Origin of the sequence: Metabacillus rhizosphaerae (genome assembly GCF_037201795.1) — a bacterium.
GTDB classification, from domain to species: domain Bacteria; phylum Bacillota; class Bacilli; order Bacillales; family Bacillaceae; genus Metabacillus; species Metabacillus rhizosphaerae.
This window is the reverse complement of record NZ_CP147403.1, coordinates 2,384,275-2,402,734: the sequence shown is the minus strand read 5'-3', so window position 1 is coordinate 2,402,734 and position 18,460 is coordinate 2,384,275. Positions and strand designations below refer to the sequence as shown.

17 protein-coding genes are annotated in these 18,460 nt (G+C 35.2%); 3 read left to right on the top strand and 14 right to left on the bottom strand.

The features are described 5' to 3' along the window. Positions 1–148: 148 nt before the first annotated feature. The 8 genes from dnaK to gpr all read right to left on the bottom strand — a co-directional run bounded on the left by dnaK (position 149) and on the right by gpr (position 10,122). Complete coding sequence (dnaK, locus tag WCV66_RS11660; RefSeq protein ID WP_066334642.1) at positions 149–1,984, bottom strand: molecular chaperone DnaK; 1,836 nt, start codon at positions 1,982–1,984, stop codon at positions 149–151. Positions 1,985–2,017: 33 nt separating this feature from the next. Then, positions 2,018–2,605: a nucleotide exchange factor GrpE gene (gene grpE, locus WCV66_RS11655; protein WP_338789044.1), complete on the bottom strand. Its 588-nt coding sequence runs from the start codon at positions 2,603–2,605 to the stop codon at positions 2,018–2,020. 112 nt (positions 2,606–2,717) lie between these two features. Further along, positions 2,718–3,749, bottom strand: a complete 1,032-nt coding sequence (gene hrcA, locus WCV66_RS11650; protein ID WP_066334638.1) for a heat-inducible transcriptional repressor HrcA — start codon at positions 3,747–3,749, stop codon at positions 2,718–2,720. A gap of 152 nt (positions 3,750–3,901) precedes the next feature. Further along, on the bottom strand, positions 3,902–5,041 hold the full coding sequence (gene hemW, locus WCV66_RS11645) for a radical SAM family heme chaperone HemW (RefSeq protein ID WP_338789439.1): 1,140 nt from the start codon (positions 5,039–5,041) through the stop codon (positions 3,902–3,904). A gap of 103 nt (positions 5,042–5,144) precedes the next feature. Beyond that, positions 5,145–6,968 carry a translation elongation factor 4 gene (lepA, locus tag WCV66_RS11640; protein WP_066334636.1) on the bottom strand — a complete coding sequence of 608 codons (1,824 nt, stop codon included), beginning with the start codon at positions 6,966–6,968 and terminating at the stop codon, positions 5,145–5,147. A gap of 237 nt (positions 6,969–7,205) precedes the next feature. Further along, on the bottom strand, positions 7,206–7,556 hold the full coding sequence (locus WCV66_RS11635) for a YqxA family protein (RefSeq protein WP_066334633.1): 351 nt from the start codon (positions 7,554–7,556) through the stop codon (positions 7,206–7,208). 21 nt (positions 7,557–7,577) lie between these two features. Next, positions 7,578–8,777, bottom strand: a complete 1,200-nt coding sequence (gene spoIIP, locus WCV66_RS11630) for a stage II sporulation protein P (protein ID WP_338789043.1) — start codon at positions 8,775–8,777, stop codon at positions 7,578–7,580. Positions 8,778–9,000: 223 nt separating this feature from the next. Continuing rightward, complete coding sequence (gpr, locus tag WCV66_RS11625) at positions 9,001–10,122, bottom strand: GPR endopeptidase (RefSeq protein ID WP_338789042.1); 1,122 nt, start codon at positions 10,120–10,122, stop codon at positions 9,001–9,003. 309 nt (positions 10,123–10,431) lie between these two features. On the opposite strand from gpr, the gene rpsT reads away from it, so the two are divergent. Next, positions 10,432–10,698 (top strand): 30S ribosomal protein S20, encoded by a 267-nt coding sequence (rpsT, locus tag WCV66_RS11620; RefSeq protein ID WP_066334621.1) that lies wholly within the window; start codon positions 10,432–10,434, stop codon positions 10,696–10,698. Positions 10,699–10,809: 111 nt separating this feature from the next. Here rpsT and holA read toward each other — a convergent pair whose 3' ends face one another. Continuing rightward, positions 10,810–11,829, bottom strand: a complete 1,020-nt coding sequence (holA, locus tag WCV66_RS11615) for a DNA polymerase III subunit delta (RefSeq protein ID WP_338789040.1) — start codon at positions 11,827–11,829, stop codon at positions 10,810–10,812. A 438-nt stretch (positions 11,830–12,267) separates the two neighbouring features. Here holA and WCV66_RS11610 point away from each other — a divergent pair, with 438 nt between their 5' ends. Beyond that, positions 12,268–12,402, top strand: a complete 135-nt coding sequence (locus WCV66_RS11610; protein ID WP_066334616.1) for a YqzM family protein — start codon at positions 12,268–12,270, stop codon at positions 12,400–12,402. Positions 12,403–12,542: 140 nt separating this feature from the next. Here the strand turns inward: WCV66_RS11610 and WCV66_RS11605 are convergent, their stop codons facing one another. The 3 genes from WCV66_RS11605 to WCV66_RS11595 all read right to left on the bottom strand — a co-directional run bounded on the left by WCV66_RS11605 (position 12,543) and on the right by WCV66_RS11595 (position 16,301). Then, the gene (locus WCV66_RS11605; protein ID WP_338789039.1) at positions 12,543–14,858 is read right to left on the bottom strand and encodes a DNA internalization-related competence protein ComEC/Rec2; all 2,316 of its coding nucleotides are present in this window, start codon (positions 14,856–14,858) and stop codon (positions 12,543–12,545) included. Between the two features lie 90 nt (positions 14,859–14,948). After that, positions 14,949–15,509: a ComE operon protein 2 gene (locus WCV66_RS11600; protein WP_338789038.1), complete on the bottom strand. Its 561-nt coding sequence runs from the start codon at positions 15,507–15,509 to the stop codon at positions 14,949–14,951. 156 nt (positions 15,510–15,665) lie between these two features. Beyond that, positions 15,666–16,301: a helix-hairpin-helix domain-containing protein gene (locus tag WCV66_RS11595; protein ID WP_338789037.1), complete on the bottom strand. Its 636-nt coding sequence runs from the start codon at positions 16,299–16,301 to the stop codon at positions 15,666–15,668. An 88-nt stretch (positions 16,302–16,389) separates the two neighbouring features. Here WCV66_RS11595 and comER point away from each other — a divergent pair, with 88 nt between their 5' ends. Then, positions 16,390–17,223, top strand: a complete 834-nt coding sequence (gene comER / locus WCV66_RS11590; RefSeq protein ID WP_338789036.1) for a late competence protein ComER — start codon at positions 16,390–16,392, stop codon at positions 17,221–17,223. Between the two features lie 131 nt (positions 17,224–17,354). Here the strand turns inward: comER and WCV66_RS11585 are convergent, their stop codons facing one another. Next, the gene (locus WCV66_RS11585; RefSeq protein WP_338789035.1) at positions 17,355–18,104 is read right to left on the bottom strand and encodes a class I SAM-dependent methyltransferase; all 750 of its coding nucleotides are present in this window, start codon (positions 18,102–18,104) and stop codon (positions 17,355–17,357) included. Continuing rightward, on the bottom strand, positions 18,101–18,457 hold the full coding sequence (gene rsfS / locus WCV66_RS11580) for a ribosome silencing factor (protein WP_066334600.1): 357 nt from the start codon (positions 18,455–18,457) through the stop codon (positions 18,101–18,103). Before rsfS ends, WCV66_RS11585 begins: the two co-directional genes overlap by 4 nt. Positions 18,458–18,460 lie beyond the last annotated feature (3 nt).

Sequence of the window (18,460 nt, the reverse complement as noted above, 5' to 3'; positions counted from 1 at the left end):
AAGCAACAAATTGTTGTTTCGAATGTTTTGTCGCATCTATCACTTATCACTCTTGTTATGTTCAAGTGAAAGAATTCTATAGCTTTATCTAAAAAAAGCCAAAGTCAAGACACGCCTGACTTTGACTTTTCACCTTAATGTTCTATGTTTATTTTTTATCTTCGTCTTTTACTTCTTCAAATTCAGCATCAACTACGTCGTCGTCAGCTTTACCACTTGCTGCTTCTCCACCTTGCTGAGCTTGAGCTTGTTTAGCTGCTTCTTCGTAAAGTTTTACTGAAAGTTCTTGAACAATATTTTGTAGTTCATCTTTTTTCGCTTTGATTTCTTCTAAATCGTTTTTCTCAATCGCAGTTTTTAATGCTTCTTTTGCTTCATTTGCTTTTGTTACTTCTGCTTCGTCAACTTTTCCTTCAAGATCTTTTAATGTTTTTTCAGTTGTAAACACTAATTGATCTGCTTCATTGCGAAGTTCAACTTCTTCCTTACGTTGTTTATCAGCGTCAGCATTCTCTTCCGCTTCTCTTACCATGCGGTCGATTTCATCATCTGATAAACCTGTTGAAGATTTAATTGTGATTGTTTGCTCTTTGTTTGTACCTAAATCTTTTGCACGTACGTTTACAATACCATTTTTATCGATATCAAATGATACTTCAATTTGTGGTACACCACGTGGTGCCGGTGGAATGTCTGTTAATTGGAAACGACCTAATGTTTTATTGTCCGCTGCCATTGGACGCTCACCTTGTAAAACATGAATGTCTACTGCTGTTTGGCTATCTGCAGCTGTAGAGAATACCTGTGATTTACTTGTTGGGATTGTAGTATTTCGTTCAATCAACTTTGTGAATACACTACCCATCGTTTCAATTCCTAATGATAGTGGAGTTACATCAAGTAGCACAACGTCTTTTACATCTCCAGTAATAACTCCACCTTGAATTGATGCACCAAGCGCAACTACTTCATCAGGGTTTACACCTTTATGTGGCTCCTTACCTAATGCTTTTTTGATTGCTTCTTGAACAGCTGGTATCCGAGTTGAACCACCAACAAGAATAACTTTATCGATTTCGCTAGCTGAAAGACCTGCATCACTAAGTGATTGGCGAACTGGCCCCATCGTTCTTTCAACTAAATCAGATGAAATCTCGTCAAATTTAGCACGTGATAAGCTTATTTCCAAGTGAAGTGGACCAGCTTCTCCAGCAGTTATAAATGGTAAAGATATTTGAGTTGATGTTACTCCTGAAAGATCCTTTTTCGCTTTTTCAGCAGCATCTTTTAAACGTTGTAACGCCATTTTATCCTTTGAAAGATCAATGCCGTTTTCCTTTTTGAATTCAGCAACTAAATAGTCGATGATTACTTGGTCAAAGTCGTCTCCACCTAGGCGGTTGTCACCAGCAGTTGAACGAACTTCAAATACGCCATCTCCAAGCTCGAGAACTGACACGTCAAACGTACCGCCCCCTAAGTCATAAACAAGAATCGTTTGATCTTCATCTGTTTTATCTAATCCGTAAGCTAAAGCTGCAGCAGTAGGCTCGTTGATGATACGTTCTACTTCTAAACCAGCAATTTTACCAGCATCTTTTGTTGCTTGGCGTTCAGCATCATTGAAATATGCAGGTACTGTGATAACTGCTTTTGTTACAGGTTCTCCTAGATATTCTTCTGCATAAGATTTTAAGTGTTGAAGAATGATTGCTGACATTTCTTGAGGTGTGTAGCTTTTGCCCTCTACTTCAACTTTATAGTCAGTACCCATATGACGTTTGATAGAAATAATCGTATTTGGGTTTGTAATTGCTTGGCGTTTTGCCACTTCACCAACTTGACGTTCGCCGTTTTTAAAAGCTACAACAGAAGGAGTTGTACGGTTACCTTCTGGATTTGGGATCACTTTTGGTTCTCCGCCTTCTAAAACTGCGACACATGAGTTTGTTGTACCTAAGTCGATACCGATAATTTTACTCATAAAATAGGACCTCCTAATATGTAAGATAGAATGTTATTGATTTACTTTTACCATTGCAGGTCGAATTACTCGATCCTTAAGTTTATAACCCTTTTGAAGCTCTTCAACAACCGAATTGGATTCATAGTTCTCATCCTCGATCTGCATCACAGCTTGGTGTAAATGAGGATCAAACTGTTCACCTACCGAATTTATTGCTTCTACACCTTCATTTTTAAGAGCTTGAACTAATTGGTTATACACCATGTTCATGCCTTGTAGCAACGATTTTGTTTGATCGTTATCTGCTTCTATTTGTAATGCTCTTTCAAAGTTATCAAGAGCAGGTATGATTTCAGATACTAAACTTTGAGCACGATATTTTTGAGCTGCTTCTTGATCCAAGCGACTTCTTCTTTTAAAATTGTCAAAATCTGCTTGAGCACGAAGCATTTTGTTTTCGGTTTCGTCTAACTTCGCTTGTAATTCTGCGATTTTTTGTTCAGACTCATCACCAGCATCAGATGCATCTTCAATGATTACATCTTCAGCATTAACAACTTCAACATCTGCGTCTGACTGTTCATTTTGTGGAGTATCTACTGCTTCTTCTTGTTCTGCAACGTTTTTTTCGTTTGACACAATGTTTCACCTCCTTAAAGGGATTGATCTATAAGAATTGTTTTGCGTTGATTTTTAAAACATAGGAATCGGGTGGAATTTACTATTCCACCCATAATCAATATAACCAAGCTTAAGATTGATGATACAAATCAGTAAGCGTTTTGGACAAATCACGTGTCATTCGTGTTAATAAACTTATAACACGTGAATACTCCATTCTTGTTGGGCCTAATACTGCAATCGTACCTAATTGATTATCACCTAATGAATAAGTTGCTGTAATTAAACTGCAATTCTCCATCGCTATATTATCATTTTCTTTACCAATTTTTATCGAGATTCCTGTATGATTTGATTGTAATAAACCATACAATTCTTTCTCATGCTCAATCATTGTTAGCAATGATCTGATTCTTCCAATGTCAGCGAACTCAGGTTGACTTAACATATTGGTTTTTCCGCCGAAATAGATTTTTTCTCCTGAATTGAGTTTCAATGTACCCGCCATGACCTTTAACATCATATCATAATTTTGAATATGATCCTTTAGGACCGAAACAACTTCTTTAAAAATCTTATCCTGTAACTCTACAAGTGGTACTCCCGCTAATCTTTCATTTAAGATATTAACCATTTTTTCAATATCACTAGGATCAAGGGATCCTGGGAATGTAATGGTGCGATTTTCCACATGTCCAGTATTGGTCACGATTATTGCAACAGCAGTTTCATTGTTAATGGGGATAATTTGAATTCTCTTCAAGCGATTTTCATTCACCTTTGGACCAAGGACGATTGAAGTGTAATTAGTTAATTCTGACAAGATTTGTGCTGATTTTTGAACTACTTTTTCTAATTCAAAAATTCTTTCAGCATAAATCGATTTTATTTGACTAACCTCCGTCTTCGTTAGACGCTGTGGTGACAGAAGGTGGTCTACATAATAACGATATCCCTTTTCAGATGGGACACGTCCTGAAGAACTATGTGTTTTCTCGATAAAGCCAAGGTCCTCTAAGTCAGCCATATCGTTCCTTATTGTAGCTGAGCTAAACGTAATTTCGTCTTTTTTCGCTAATGTTCTCGAACCAACGGGCTGAGCTGAATGAATAAAATCATCAATAATTACTTGTAGAATCAACAATTGGCGATCTGTAAGCAACTATCATCACCTCTGTTAGCACTCTAAGATTGCGAGTGCTAAATATATATAAAAAGTTATCAAAACTAAAATAAATTGTCAATTGTTAAATCACTCTTAATATGCTTTTTTCTGGATGAAGAATGAAGTATTCACTTGTAATAAAACCACATTCAAGAAAGTCCAATGAATTCTTGAAATACTTCATTACCTAAAAGTTTACCTTTATGAGTAAGCCTTATTGATTGATCATCATTCACTATTAGGCCAAGCTTGGCCAGATTTTCAATTTGTTCTGGAAAGACATCAACCAATTGAACATTAAATTTTTTATTAAAAATACTTTTACTCACTCCAGCTTCTTTCCGAAGACCAAGGAACATTTCCTCTTCCATTTCTTCCTCTTTACTAACAATATTCTGACTATTGTATGCTTCACCTGTTTGTTCAATTTGCTCCATATATTTTTTTATGGGGCCGATATTTGATGTTCTTATTCCGTTCATATAACCATGTGCTCCTGCGCCAAAGCCATAATAATAATCATTGTTCCAGTAGGTAAGGTTATGATTACTTTCAAAGCCTGGAATCGCGTAATTACTTATTTCATATTGTCTAAATCCATGTTTCTCCATTTGTTCCATTGCAAGTTCATACATTTGTGCTTCTTCATCTTGTGGTGGTAATGATAATTTCCCCTTTTGCATCAAATTATAAAACACTGTTTTCGGCTCAACAATTAATGAATACGCTGAAAAATGTTTAACATTCAAGCTAAAGGCTATATTTAATGATTCATTAAAATCATTTACTGTCTGTCCAGGTAAGCCATACATTAGGTCAATGCTCATATTGTCAAATCCTACTTGCTCAGCTTGTTGTAACGTACGGAAAACATCTTCTCTTCGATGAACTCTTCCAATTCGCTCCAAAAGTTCATCATTAAAGCTTTGAACGCCAATACTCAAGCGGTTAACTCCAGCATTTTTTAACACTAACAGCTTGTCTAACGTAAGCTCCCCTGGATTTGCTTCTACTGCAAACTCAACAAGATCATTAGTTGGCAACAACTCTTTATGGATTCCTTCTAGCAATCGATCAAGCTGACTAACAGATAAAGCAGTTGGAGTCCCACCACCGATAAAAATCGTTTTAAGTGATACTTGCTTATTGTTCTGTACAGTATGGTGCATTTCTTTAACTAGCATCTCAATATATTCATCCACAGGTTGTTGCTTAAAAAACACCTTATTGAAATCACAATAATGACAGATATGGTGGCAAAACGGGATATGAATGTATGCTGATTGAATCATTATTTCACCCTCTAATTAAGAAGCCGCAGCAACGCTGCGGCATAGTTTCAAACAATTATTTTTATATCGAGCGTAAGCGCCCGTTTAGCGACGAATGAACTTAGTTCTCATCCATTCGTAATACAGCCATAAATGCTTCCTGTGGTACTTCTACAGAACCAACCATCTTCATCCGCTTTTTACCTTCTTTTTGCTTCTCTAACAATTTACGTTTACGTGAGATATCGCCACCGTAACATTTTGCAAGCACGTTTTTACGCATTGCTTTGATCGTTGATCTAGCAACAATTTTCTGTCCAATTGCTGCTTGAATCGGTACCTCAAACTGTTGGCGAGGAATCAATTCCTTCAGCTTTTCAACAATGATCTTTCCACGATCATATGCAGAATCACGATGTACGATAAACGATAATGCATCTATTTTTTCTGCATTCAATAAAATATCCATTTTCACTAAAGTAGATTGTTTGTAACCAATTAACTCATAATCAAAGGATGCATAGCCTTTTGTATTGGATTTTAATTGATCGAAGAAATCATAAACAATTTCTGATAACGGGATTTCATAATTTATGTTCACTCGTATCTCGTCCAAGTATTGCATATCAAGGAAGATACCACGTTTTTTCTGACAAAGCTCCATTACAGCACCAACATAATCATTCGGGACCATAATAGCGGCTTTAACGTAAGGCTCTTCAACGTGATCAATTTTTTGTGGATCAGGCATGTTGGATGGATTATCAACTTTTAGTGATTCACCATCTGTTAAATGAACATCGTAAATTACACTTGGAGCTGTTGTAATTAAGTCAATTTTAAATTCCCGCTCGATGCGTTCCTGAATGATTTCCATGTGTAATAATCCTAAAAATCCACAACGGAAACCAAAGCCTAATGCTTGAGACGTTTCTGGCTCAAATTGTAGAGATGCATCGTTAAGCTCCAGCTTTTCAAGTGCTTCACGTAAATCATTGTATTTAGCTGTATCAATCGGATATAGACCACAGAAAACCATTGGATTAAGTTTACGATATCCTGGTAGCGCTTCTGTTGCTCTATTTTTCGCGTCAGTAATAGTATCACCAACACGAGTATCACCTACGTTTTTAATCGCAGCTGATAAGAAACCAACATCCCCAACATTTAATTCCTTGAGCTGGACGGGCTTTGGAGTGAATACCCCTAACTCTGTAACCTCAAATTCTTTACCCGTTGCCATCATTTTGATCTTTTGACCAACCTTAACCGTTCCTTCAACTACACGGATGTAGGCTACCACACCTCTGTAAGCATCATATATTGAGTCAAAAATAAGTGCTTTTAATGGGCCATCAGGGTCACCTTCTGGAGCAGGAACTTTCTCAACAACCTGCTCGAGGATCTCTTCAATCCCAATTCCTGCTTTAGCTGATGCTAATACGGCCTCTGAAGCATCCAGCCCAATAACCTCTTCGATTTCGTTTCTTACACGCTCAGGATCAGCACTTGGCAAATCAATTTTATTAATAACCGGTAATATTTCTAAATCATTATCAAGAGCTAAGTACACATTTGCAAGTGTTTGCGCTTCAATACCTTGAGCAGCATCGACAACTAAAACAGCACCTTCACAAGCAGCAAGACTTCGAGAAACTTCATAAGTAAAGTCAACATGCCCCGGAGTATCGATTAAATGAAACGTATAATCTTCCCCATCTTTTGCTCTATATTTTAATTGAACGGCATTTAGCTTAATTGTAATACCGCGTTCTCGTTCCAAATCCATTGAATCTAATAATTGGTTTTTCATCTCACGTTGTGTTAAAGCAGATGTTTTTTCTAAAATACGGTCTGCTAGAGTAGATTTACCGTGATCAATATGGGCAATGATCGAGAAATTACGAATTCTCGATTGTCTTATCAACTTTTCTTCTCTATTCATATAATGTCTTCACTCCTACATAGCTTACAAATACACTATTTCTCATTATAGCAATTGAGATTTCAACATTCAATGGATAAAAAATTAGCCACTATCATCTAGACATTATTTTGATTGAAATATTGATTACTCAAAGCAGTGATCATTCATTATGACATGGTTTTTTAAAAAGTAGAAAAGCTGACAGAATAAGCGTTATCTTTTGCATAAGATAACGTATTCTTATCAGCTTAATTTTCACCTTAAAAATCTATTTATCCACTCTGCAAATGATTCAACAAGAGTAGATATCCCATTACTTACAATTGACGCAAATTGTTTACCCACTTGAGAGAAGAAGTTAAATGCTTCAATTTGTTCTAGTTGTTCTTGTTTTTGTTGGAGGTCCTGACTTGTTACTTTATTTCCAAGGATAGATGCTTCAACATCACCTGTTTGTTCACTTTCAACTTGAAAAGCACCTTGTAGTTCAGGATCGTTATAGCCTTTCATTTTTAACATTCCTTGGTTTGCTTGCTGCATTCCGATTAGGACCCCAAACAGAAGGACTGAGCAAAGAACAAAGCATTTAAGCATGAATTTTACCATCTTGCTTCCCTCACAATTTGTTTACTTTTTTTCACTTGCTGGATTGCCATCTACCTTTTCAGCTTGCCAGAAGTATTCGCTAAAGACATCCGATACTGCTGCTACTGTGTTTTTGAGCTCATCTAGATTATTGTCAACACCGCCAAACTCAAGAAGAAGAGCATTATTTGATAAATCCTGATTATAAACACCATTAACACCTTTACCTTTTTGTTCAAAAATCCCTCGACTTAAACCTGGATATTTTTCATCCAATAATGCATGTAATTCCTTTGCAAGTTGCTCATTTTTTTCTGCGTTCGGATTATCTCCACCAATTACAAAAGCAATCTTTGCATAGGATTTACTATTAATATTTATAGTTGTTATACCTTTTCTTTGCGAATCACGATGAATATCTATTAAATATTTAATATTTTGATTAGTAGCCATCGCACTTTCAACAATAGTTCTAGAGGCTTTATACGACTTTGCGTAATTCCAACCTTTTTGTTTAACATTCTGTTGTATATCAGTAGACTCGATTTGTGATCCAATACCTTCACTTTGTAATTCCTTACCTAAAAGTTCACTAACTATCGTGACATTAGCTTCAGAATGTATCGCACTATTTGGGTCAGTTTCTCCTTCTAAAAGAGGTAAATAAGATTCGGTATTATGTGTGTTATATATATAAACAACTTTTTTATCACCAGTCGTTAAAGTAGGAGGGGCTTTAGGCTCCTCACCACTTGGATTTACAACATCATTTTTATTAATGGATGCTTCTCTTTCTTGCTCTAATACTTCAGTCGGTGGCGGTGATTCATAGGGCATATTTGTATAGTTTGTCCCATTACCCGCAACAACAATTTCACTGTCATAAAGTGAAAATCCAGGCAATTCCCTGCCTAAAAGACTTCGTGGATCATCTGGGTTGATACTGGTAGCTACTTTGAACAAGATGGAAGATAATTTAATTGGTTCTGTTTGATCAGGAAGCGCAGAAATAAAAAAACGATTTTCGGCTCCTAATAATTGTAAAAATGCCTCACTATCAATATTTTTTGTTAGGTCATTTATTGACGAAGAGTTTAAGCGATATGCTGGTTTTAGTGATGTTAATACACCAGAAAGTAAAAACGTCATTAAAAGGACAATGAAGCCTAGAACGATCCCTTTTTTTATGCTTGTCCCATTTAAAGTGACGATCATATTACGACTAGTATTAGAACGCTTCATTTACAATAATCCTCCTTAAGCTTGTCTACTAATTTGTATGAACAAGAATAAGGAAGTAGAACCTTCTGTATGAAGGAAGAGTCGAACTCTGAAAATTCATCAGCATAATTCGACTATTCCTTTATTAAGTAATTTAGGTTGTACATTATTGCAGACATATTAGAGTGAAGATTATAAACCGTTTTACATTTTCATTTGTGGCTCAAAAGGCATATTCGTTATTTTAGTGAGTATATGCTCCTGAATTACCTTGGTCGACCTGTTGGTGAAGAGCAGTATTTAATCCACTTGCAATTACATTTGCCATATCATCAATAAACGTATCAACCTCTTTTGGTGTAACCATTAAGTTATGGCCTAACGGTGAAAGTACCTCATGGATAAATTTACGCTTTTCATCATCCTCAAGCCCACCAACAACCCCTAAAAATTGTTTACGCTGCTCTTCACTAGGCATATCCTCATCTGTCAAAACACGTTTTTCCCCAAAACTCATTCCAGCTGGAGTAAGTGACCTAGAAGGTTTATCACCTTCTTTTATTTCTCTACCAAAGTGTTTTAAAATAAAATCTATCGTGTCACTCGTGATAGATACAGCATCGACAACTGTCGGTATCCCAATCGCAATAACCGGAATCCCAAATGTTTCTTGACTTAAAGCTTTTCTCTTATTTCCGACTCCTGAACCTGGGTGGATTCCAGTGTCCGAAATTTGTATCGTAGTATTAACACGTTCGAGTGAACGTGCTGCTAATGCATCAATCGCAATTACGAAATCTGGCTTCGACTGTTCGATCACACCAGAAATAATATCGCTTGTTTCGATACCTGTAATTCCCATAACACCTGGTGCAATTGCACTGACTGGTCGGAACCCTTCTTCAACATTTTCAGGTTGCAATTTAAATAGATGCCTTGTAATTAATAAATTCTCAACTGCAAGTGGACCTAAGGCATCAGGAGTAACATTCCAGTTTCCTAATCCAACAACTAAACAACTTGCATTCTTTGGTATATTCAAATCAGTTAAAAACTGACTAAAATGTTTTGCAAAGACATCAACAACAATTTCTTGCAACTCTGAATCCTTTTGGCGAATCCCTTGAGTTTCTAAGGTAAGATATCTCCCTGGCTTTTTACCAACGATTTTTGATCCTTCATCCTTTATTTCTAAAAAAGAAATACCTATACCCTCTTCTTCCCATTCTTTCACAATCACACCAGCTATGTTACTTGAATCTTCAGTTGATTTACCCTTTGTTTCTGTTTCAATCGCCATTGCTCTTGCTTCAACAGCTAAATCCGTCCGTACGGAATATTTACTTAAGTCTAAAGACTTTCCCATAAAAATACCTCCCAATTTGTTCCTACTAAGTATGTTTGCCATTTATTCAAGGAAACATTCTTTAGAACTCTTTTTTGTAGGAAACCGAAAAACTTAAAGAGAGATTGTATGAAAATTCTAATTATAGATAGCATTTAGCGATAAAATGTATGCAAATGAAAAATATTTGAATAAATACATCGTTTCAATGGATTTTCCTTTACATTAGTATTGCAAAATGAGTGGTCGTTTGATAGAATATCTTTTGTTCATGTAAAGGAAATGGTCGAGTAAAATAGATCTCGATTTACTTCTTAGGAGGTGAAAGATATGCCAAATATTAAATCTGCTATCAAACGCGTAAAAACTAGCAATGAGCGTAATGCACATAATGCAACAATTAAATCTTCAATGCGTACTGCTATTAAAAAAGTAGATGCATTAGTTTTAAACAATGATGCTGAAAATGCTAAAGCTGCACTTGTTGAAGCAAACAAACGAATTGATAAAGCTGCACAAAGCGGTTTAGTTCACAAGAACGCTGCTGCACGATACAAATCTCGTTTAGCTAAAAGTGTTAACGGATTATCTGCATAATCATAAGAAAACTAAGGCCCAGCAAAGATAGCGAATGCCTTAGTTTTTTATTTTTTTGCATAGATTCTGTACAAAAAAACGATCCCGCTTAGGATCGTTTTTTTGTACCCATTATTTCTGAAATAACTTCAGCAAAAACAATTCTAGTAATAGTTGTTTTTCCTTTTTTCCAGTTTTCATTTCATAATCAGCCTCTGCAAGATCCATTAGAATATGTGCTAATTCCTCTGCTTTAAATAATTTTGCTTGCTGCAAGGCTAATTTAACTCGAAAAGGATGTACCTTGACAGTAGTTGCAATTTGCTGTTGACCGTAACCAGTATTCGCCAGCTCTTTCACCTGTAATATCAATCTAAATTGATTCACCAATAGGGACAGAATTTTTATTGGTTCCTCATTATTTTTTAATAAATCATAAAAAATTTGTAAAGCATCCTTACCTCTTCGATGAATGACATGGTCTATTAAATCAAAAATATTTTGTTCCAACGATCTCGCAACTAGAAGCCTCACCGTTTCAGGTGTAATCGAACCACCTTCACCTACATATGTACTAAGTTTTTTTAGTTCCTGATGCATTATCATTAAATCTCCTGCAGTTAATAACATTAGCTCTTCCATCGCTTCTTTTGAAAAATAGATTGCTTCTTGTTCAGCAATGTCGGTAATCCACTTTATTGTCTCATCATCTGAAAGTGTTTTCATCTCAAGTAAAACAGATTGCTTCTTTATAAGCTTTGTTATTTTCTTTCGTTCATCAAGCTTTTCATATGGCGCAAGAAAAATTAGGATTGTATATGGTGCTGGAGAATTCATATATTGCTCAAGTTTGTCAATTCGATGTTCAATTTTTTCCTTTTTCTTCTCACTTGTTAAAAAGACCGGGTTTTTCAATATTATAACACGTTTTTCCCCCATAAAAGGAAGGGTTTCTGCATCCTCTAAAGCTGTTTCAATCGATGTTTCTTCCATATCATAAACAGACAAATTAAAGTCTTTTTCCTCTTCCATTAGAGAAGCATTTACAATTAACTGTACTGTCTCTTGCATTAGAAATGCTTCTTTCCCAATTAATAAATAGGTAGAGTGTAATTTCTTTTTTTTAATATCGTTCCATACATTAAAAATCATTTTTTGTTCTCCAATCGTCGATTCACTTCATTTAATCCTAAAATGAAAACAAAGGTTTGGCAAGTGGAAAACGATTAGATTAATTGATAAGGGAATTGAACACGTCACTCATTCAATTCCCTCTTATCTATGTGAACGTTCCGTTTTAGGGCCTAGGTAACCTAATTCGAAACGATACCGCAATTTAATTTGGCTTTGTTAAACTTTGTTGTTGATTTCCGCTCCAGGCGTTAGCTCCAATCAACAAAGTGCCAAAATCGACAGCAGTGAGCTTTAACATAGCCTTAATTTCTAGTTTAGCCAATGTCAAGCGGATTATTTGTTGTCTTTTCTAGCAAAGATGGAAATATGATCCTGTATTGTTAAAGAACATATAATCATGATGTAGATTTTTTTATATGAATCGCTTATACTAAGTATGATATAGGAGGGGTAACAGTGAACGAATTTGAAAAGAGTGTTCAAAGCAAACGTAATGATGCTGTAGATTCCGGAGTTGGTTTCGCTGCTTCATTTGGTTTTTTCGCAGTAATTTTCATTATTGCGACTGTTATTAGCTTAATTGGTTCATAAGTTGTATTCTTACATAGAGACTGCTTTATAGAGTAGTCTCTTTTTCGTGCCTACAATTTCAACAAATTGTAAGCTAATATCCATTATTCACCCTCATGAAAGATGTAAAGCCTAAGGAGATCAAGTCGTTTTAAGCTTTGTTAATATACTTCATCGTATGGAGGATGGGTAGAAAAGGTTCCTCTATTTCCTTTAAAATGATATAAAATTGCTCCATGTAAATCTGTTCGAAACAAATCAATTTTACGTAGTGATAATTTTTCAAGAAGCTCTGTATGTGGATGCTGATAACGGTTATTATCCCCTGCTGATACGAGTGCAATTGATGGATTAATATGGTCAAGTAAAAGATCTGAGGTGGATCCTTTACTCCCATGATGCCCCACTTTTAAAATATCTGCTTTTAATGTTGGATACATTTCAATCATCTTTTTCTCTCCTTCAATTTCTGCATCCCCAGTAAATAGCCATTTTAGACCACCTAGCTCTGCCCATAGTACTAATGAATCGTCATTCTTACTCTCAGTTAAGATGCTCGGAGAAACAACATAAAAAGAAAAACCTTGAAAAGTCACTCGTTCCCCGGCTTGTACTGCTTTTATCTTCATCATTTTCTTCTTTGCTTCTTGAATGATTGTATCTTCTAACTTCCCTCTAACAAACCCCTCTGGAAAAATTAATTCTTTAATTTTAACCTCTTTCATTAATGGTAAAGCTTCGCCTATATGATCCATATCTCCATGTGTTAAAAACAGAGCATCAAGCTTCGTTATGCCAATTGATTTCAAATACGGTACAGTTACTTTCTCAGCAAGCGAATAAGGATTACTTGATTCTTCCCAATCTTCCTTCGGAAATGAAATCCTTCCACCTGTATCAATTAAATAACTACCTTTATTAAAAGGGCGTTGAATAAAAATCGAATCCCCTTGGCCTACATCAATGATTATTACCTTTCCATAAGGATTTAAATATGGTAGTACAGCTTGAATGAATAATACAAAAATGATAAAAACTGCAGGACGAATTAACAAATATATACTATGGTAACGCTCAAATTGAAAAAATAAATAAAACGTGGAGCAGATTAATCCCATCGTTACTAAGAGAGCAGGTTTCCCTGTTGTAAAGGTTGTATATGGAATTGACGAGGCAAATAGAACGATTTGATGAGTTAGCTGAAGCATTTCACTAAACAAATTTACAATAGGCTGTCCAATTGAGGATGAAATTGCAACAACTAATGTAGCTAAAATGGAAAATGGTAAAATAATGAAGGAATAAAGTGGCACAAATATCATATTCATCGGTAAGCTAATTAGGGATATCTCATAGAAATGAAAAAGTAATAATGGCATCGCACATAGTTGGGCAATAGTCGAAACAACTATTAATTTAGTTAGCCAACTACGAAACTGTTCAACAATACCAATAGAAAAAAGTAATCCAAAGCTTACAACGTAAGACAGCTGAAACCCTACTTGAAACAAATAGTACGGGTTTATAAAAAGGAGCACTAGAAATGTGAAGCTTATAACATCTATTGAAGAGACATTTTTTTTGAAAATCTTTATTAATAGGTAAAGAACCATCATAAACGATGCTCTAACGACGGATGGAGTAGCACCTGTAAGAATCATATATATTGGTAACATTACGACTAAAATAATTCTTGCCCTTTCATGTGTGATACCACAATAGATCAATATGTAATAAATACCACTTGCCAATAATCCTATATGTGATCCAGAAATTGCAAGTAAATGAACAATACCAAGCTCTTGATAAGCTGTGTCTAGGTCCTTATCAATTAATTTTCTTTCACCAAAAATTAATGCTTGCACAATTCCTACTGATGTATTTGGAAAATGCTTCTCTATAAAAGATAATCCATTTTTTCTAATTTCTAATAAAAAGAATAGCCAATCCTTTTTACCTACTTTACAATGTTCAATCTCATCAATCTCATATTGCCAATGAATATGTTGATCATATAAATACTGTTTATAATCAAATGCATTTGGCATTGTTGGTGATTTGGGCATTTCTAATTCTCCTGTAAAACGACAAATGGTTCCTGGGTTAATCTTATTAAGAGCCTGCTTCTCCTCTAAAGAATTAATCGTATAGTAAATAGGAAGCTTCTCACCATCACTAGTTTCGATATAGCCTCTAAATTGGTTTCCATCAATAATGGGAATAGATGAATAAATTCCATTTACAGTATATAAACCTTCCTTCAATGTTGATTTATTTAGTTGTTCTGTAAGGGAGTAGACAAATATAAAGAAAATGATTGTCGAAAAGGAAAGGAAAAAGAGAAGATGTTTCTTTTTGATAAGAAGGAAAATAAGGAAGATAATTGTGGTGAAAATAAAAAAGGGGTGGAAGTGAAAACGACACATCATGAGTGAAAAACAAGCAGAAATAACTAGGAATTGTAGCTTTCCTTTCAATTATTAAAACACCCGCCTTTATCGATATGTAAGGCTGACCAATGATTTTTTGAAGAGGATATAAGAAAATCAGTCAGCCTTACTCAATTATTATAAAAACAGTAAATCAGCTTTTTTATAGAGTGCTTGTAGCACCTCTTCATCGATATCTGTTTTTGCAAGCTTGTCTAATAAACTTGAAATAAAATCATGTTTTTCTTGATTTTTTTCAACGTCTAATGAATTGTCAAGTGCCACATGCTCAACCGAAACATTCGCTTGCTTAAAAAGTTCTACTGCATATGGATGATTTTTATAGTCAACTGCATAATAAACCTTTTTTATCCCACCTTGAATAAGGGCCTTACAGCATTGAAGGCACGGAAAATGTGTGACATATATTTCTGCACCTTGAGTTGGAACACCAAATTTCGCGCATTGAAGCAAAGCATTCATTTCAGCGTGAATTGTTCGAACACAATGATTATCGATGACATAACAACCTTCATCAGAACAATGAACACCACCAGCAATAGATCCATTATATCCGCCTGCAATAATTCGTTTATCACGAACTATTGTTGCCCCTACTGCTAATCTTGTACAAGTACTCCTTAAAGCTAACAAGTGACTTTGTGACATAAAATATTGATTCCAAGAAATACGACTCACTAATACTCCCCCACTCGACAATTTTCTTCCTTAAGTGTATCGAGAATACTGAATAGCCGTCAATTTATTATTTTTGGATTTTAAAGAAAACAAAATCAAAATATGCTAAAGTCTGCTAATACAATAAGATTTAAACCTACAATCACTAGAAAAATTTTATTTTATAGTAATTTCTTCTTTTATTTTTTCTAATGACTTCTCACCAATCCCGGACACTTCCAATAAACCTTCTGGGGATGTAAAAGGTCCATTCTCATCCCGAAATGTAATAATCGCTTCTGCCTTTGACGGCCCGATACCTGTTATTGTTTGAAGTTCTTCACTTGTTGCTAGATTAATGTTTATTTTGTCTTTAGCATCACTTCTATCTTGTCCTGCAGGCATCGTAAATTGATTATCGGTTACTTCACCCTTTTTAGGAATATACACAACCATGCCATCTTCCAAAGGAGCCGCTAAATTAATAGCCAACTCATCTGCATCTTTTTTTAATCCGCCTGCTATATCAATAAGCTGGTGTACTCTTGCACCAGTTTCTAATTCATAAACACCTGGCTGGTTTATTGCACCTTTTATATCAATAACTAATACAGACTTTCCTTCCGCTTCATTGTTTTTTATCTCAGTAGCTGGTTCTTCCATATCCAATAAAGTGAGGGGATCCTTTTCTTCTTGAATACTTAAGACCTCTGAAGAACCCGAATCGTTAATAAAATAATAATAAAAACCAATTGAAGCTAATAAAATGGATATAACAATTATCCATTTTTTATATTTTTGAAAGATACTCATTCACTTCACTCCTTTTTAAATAATCATAAATTGCCAGTTTGTAACATATTGTGTATGAGTGATATGCATTCTAAGGAGGGGATATACTTTGAATGTAGGTTTTGTTGGAACAGGGAATATGGGAAGAATTTTAATAGAATCTTTTATCGAGTCGGGTGCAATTAGACCCTCATTCATTTATATGACTAATCGAACAAAAGCTAAGGCAGAAGCAATACAAAATATTTATCTAGAAACAAATGTACTGGATTCGGCAGAAGAAGTGGTTAAACGCTCGGATTTAATATTTATTTGTGTGAAGCCATTAGATATACACCCCCTTTTAAAAAAACTTGACCATCTTTTAACACCAAATAAATGTTTACTATCGATTACTAGCCCAATAAGTGTAGAACAGCTTGAAACACTTGTAGATTGCCAGGTTGCACGAGCCATTCCAAGTATTACAAATCGTGCATTTTCCGGAGTGTCGTTAATTACTTATGGTCATTCATGTCATAAAGACACAAAAAGAACTCTCGAGGAACTGTTTGAACAAATTTCAAACCCAGTTCAAATAGAAGATGATATCACGAGGGTTTCATCAGATATTGTAAGTTGTGGACCGGCCTTTTTTAGCTATTTGCTTCAGAAATTTGTAGACGGCGCTGTCGCAGAAACAAGCATCACTAAAGACCAGGCTGTTCTTTTAGCGAGCGAGATGATTATTGGAATGGGTAAATTACTCGAAACAGAAATTTACACACTACCAACACTCCAGGAAAAGGTTTGCGTGAAAGGAGGAGTAACAGGAAAAGGAATTAAGGTGCTAGAAGATGAAATTGGCGATATGTTTGAAAAGGTATTTCAAGCAACACATGAAAAGTACTATGAAGATATTGAAGAAGTTTCTGTGCAATTTAATAAAATTCCTCATAAATAATTCAATGGCACTTAGTCATTTTCCTGCAAGTAGACCTAAAAATATTTTCAATTAATTTTTAAGACGGTTTATCCGTCTGTTTTTCTAAGGAAACTTAAAAAGGTGAATCCATAAGGATCCACCTTTTAAGCTTATTCTTTTTTCCTCGCAATAAAAAACAACCGTTCAGATGTCGAGGATGGTGATTCATCAAAGCGAAAATCACCGCAGACTTTTACAACTTCAAAAGAAGCTGCTTCAAGCCATGATGTATATTCTTCAATCGTATATGTTCTTTGATAATGAAGCTCATCGTAGCGCTCATAAAGGTCATCGCGCTTTACAAAAAAGGACATGTCATGTTCCACACTGTTCGATTCTTCAGCAGCATAGGAATTCCAAATTAGGCTGACATCTTCATCTTGATCTGTAAAGGTTGCACCCACAAAAATATTGTGTATTTTATGAATGGAATGAACATCAAAAATAAATAATCCTCGAGTCTTTAGCTGATTATAAACTGCATGAAATGTAGCTTGTACGTCATCATTCGTTTCTAAATAATTTAACGAATCGCAACATATTGTTACTACATCAAACTGTTCTACAAAACCATCGAGCTCTCTCATATCTTGCTGAAGAAATAAAACAGCCACTTTATTCTCGTTTAACTTTGATTGGGCAACAGTTAGCATATCCTCACTTAAATCAACACCTGTAACATCAAGCTGTTGTTTTGCCAAACGGATAGCAATTTCTCCAGTCCCACAGCCAACATCTAAGATCTTTTTTGCCTGGGGACTATATGTTGAAATGGACTCATTAATGAACGTTACCCATTCTTCATATGGTGCATCCTTCATAAGCTGATCATAAATATAGGCAAAGCCTTGGTAGATCATTGATTTAACTCACTTGTTAAATCCTCAATTGGAGCATCTCCCCATAAACGTTCTAGATTGTAATAGCTACGTTCATCTTTATGAAACACATGTGCTACGACATCACCAAGGTCAATTAACACCCAGCGAGCTTCATCAAAACCTTCTAAACGTTTTACATGAATGTCCATTTCTGCAGCTTGTTCTTTTATTTCTCTTGCAATTGCTTGAACTTGTTTGTCTGAATTACCATGACAGATAAGAAAAAAATCTGCAATTAAGGAAATCCCTTGCATATTAAGTGCAATGACATCCTCTGCACGTTTGCTATCTGCTGCTTTTGCTACTGTTGTTAAAATATCTCTTCTATCCATTAA

Excerpts from the sequence above, each read along its gene's own strand:
- WCV66_RS11585 (WP_338789035.1), bottom strand. The coding sequence starts at position 18,104 with ATGATCTACCAAGGCTTTGCCTATATTTATGATCAGCTTATGAAGGAT.
- rpsT (WP_066334621.1), top strand. The coding sequence starts at position 10,432 with ATGCCAAATATTAAATCTGCTATCAAACGCGTAAAAACTAGCAATGAG.
- holA (WP_338789040.1), bottom strand. The coding sequence starts at position 11,829 with ATGATTTTTAATGTATGGAACGATATTAAAAAAAAGAAATTACACTCT.
- rsfS (WP_066334600.1), bottom strand. The coding sequence starts at position 18,457 with ATGGATAGAAGAGATATTTTAACAACAGTAGCAAAAGCAGCAGATAGC.
- WCV66_RS11635 (WP_066334633.1), bottom strand. The coding sequence starts at position 7,556 with ATGGTAAAATTCATGCTTAAATGCTTTGTTCTTTGCTCAGTCCTTCTG.
- WCV66_RS11595 (WP_338789037.1), bottom strand. The coding sequence starts at position 16,301 with ATGAGTATCTTTCAAAAATATAAAAAATGGATAATTGTTATATCCATT.
- gpr (WP_338789042.1), bottom strand. The coding sequence starts at position 10,122 with ATGGGAAAGTCTTTAGACTTAAGTAAATATTCCGTACGGACGGATTTA.
- lepA (WP_066334636.1), bottom strand. The coding sequence starts at position 6,968 with ATGAATAGAGAAGAAAAGTTGATAAGACAATCGAGAATTCGTAATTTC.
- spoIIP (WP_338789043.1), bottom strand. The coding sequence starts at position 8,777 with ATGAAGCGTTCTAATACTAGTCGTAATATGATCGTCACTTTAAATGGG.
- dnaK (WP_066334642.1), bottom strand. The coding sequence starts at position 1,984 with ATGAGTAAAATTATCGGTATCGACTTAGGTACAACAAACTCATGTGTC.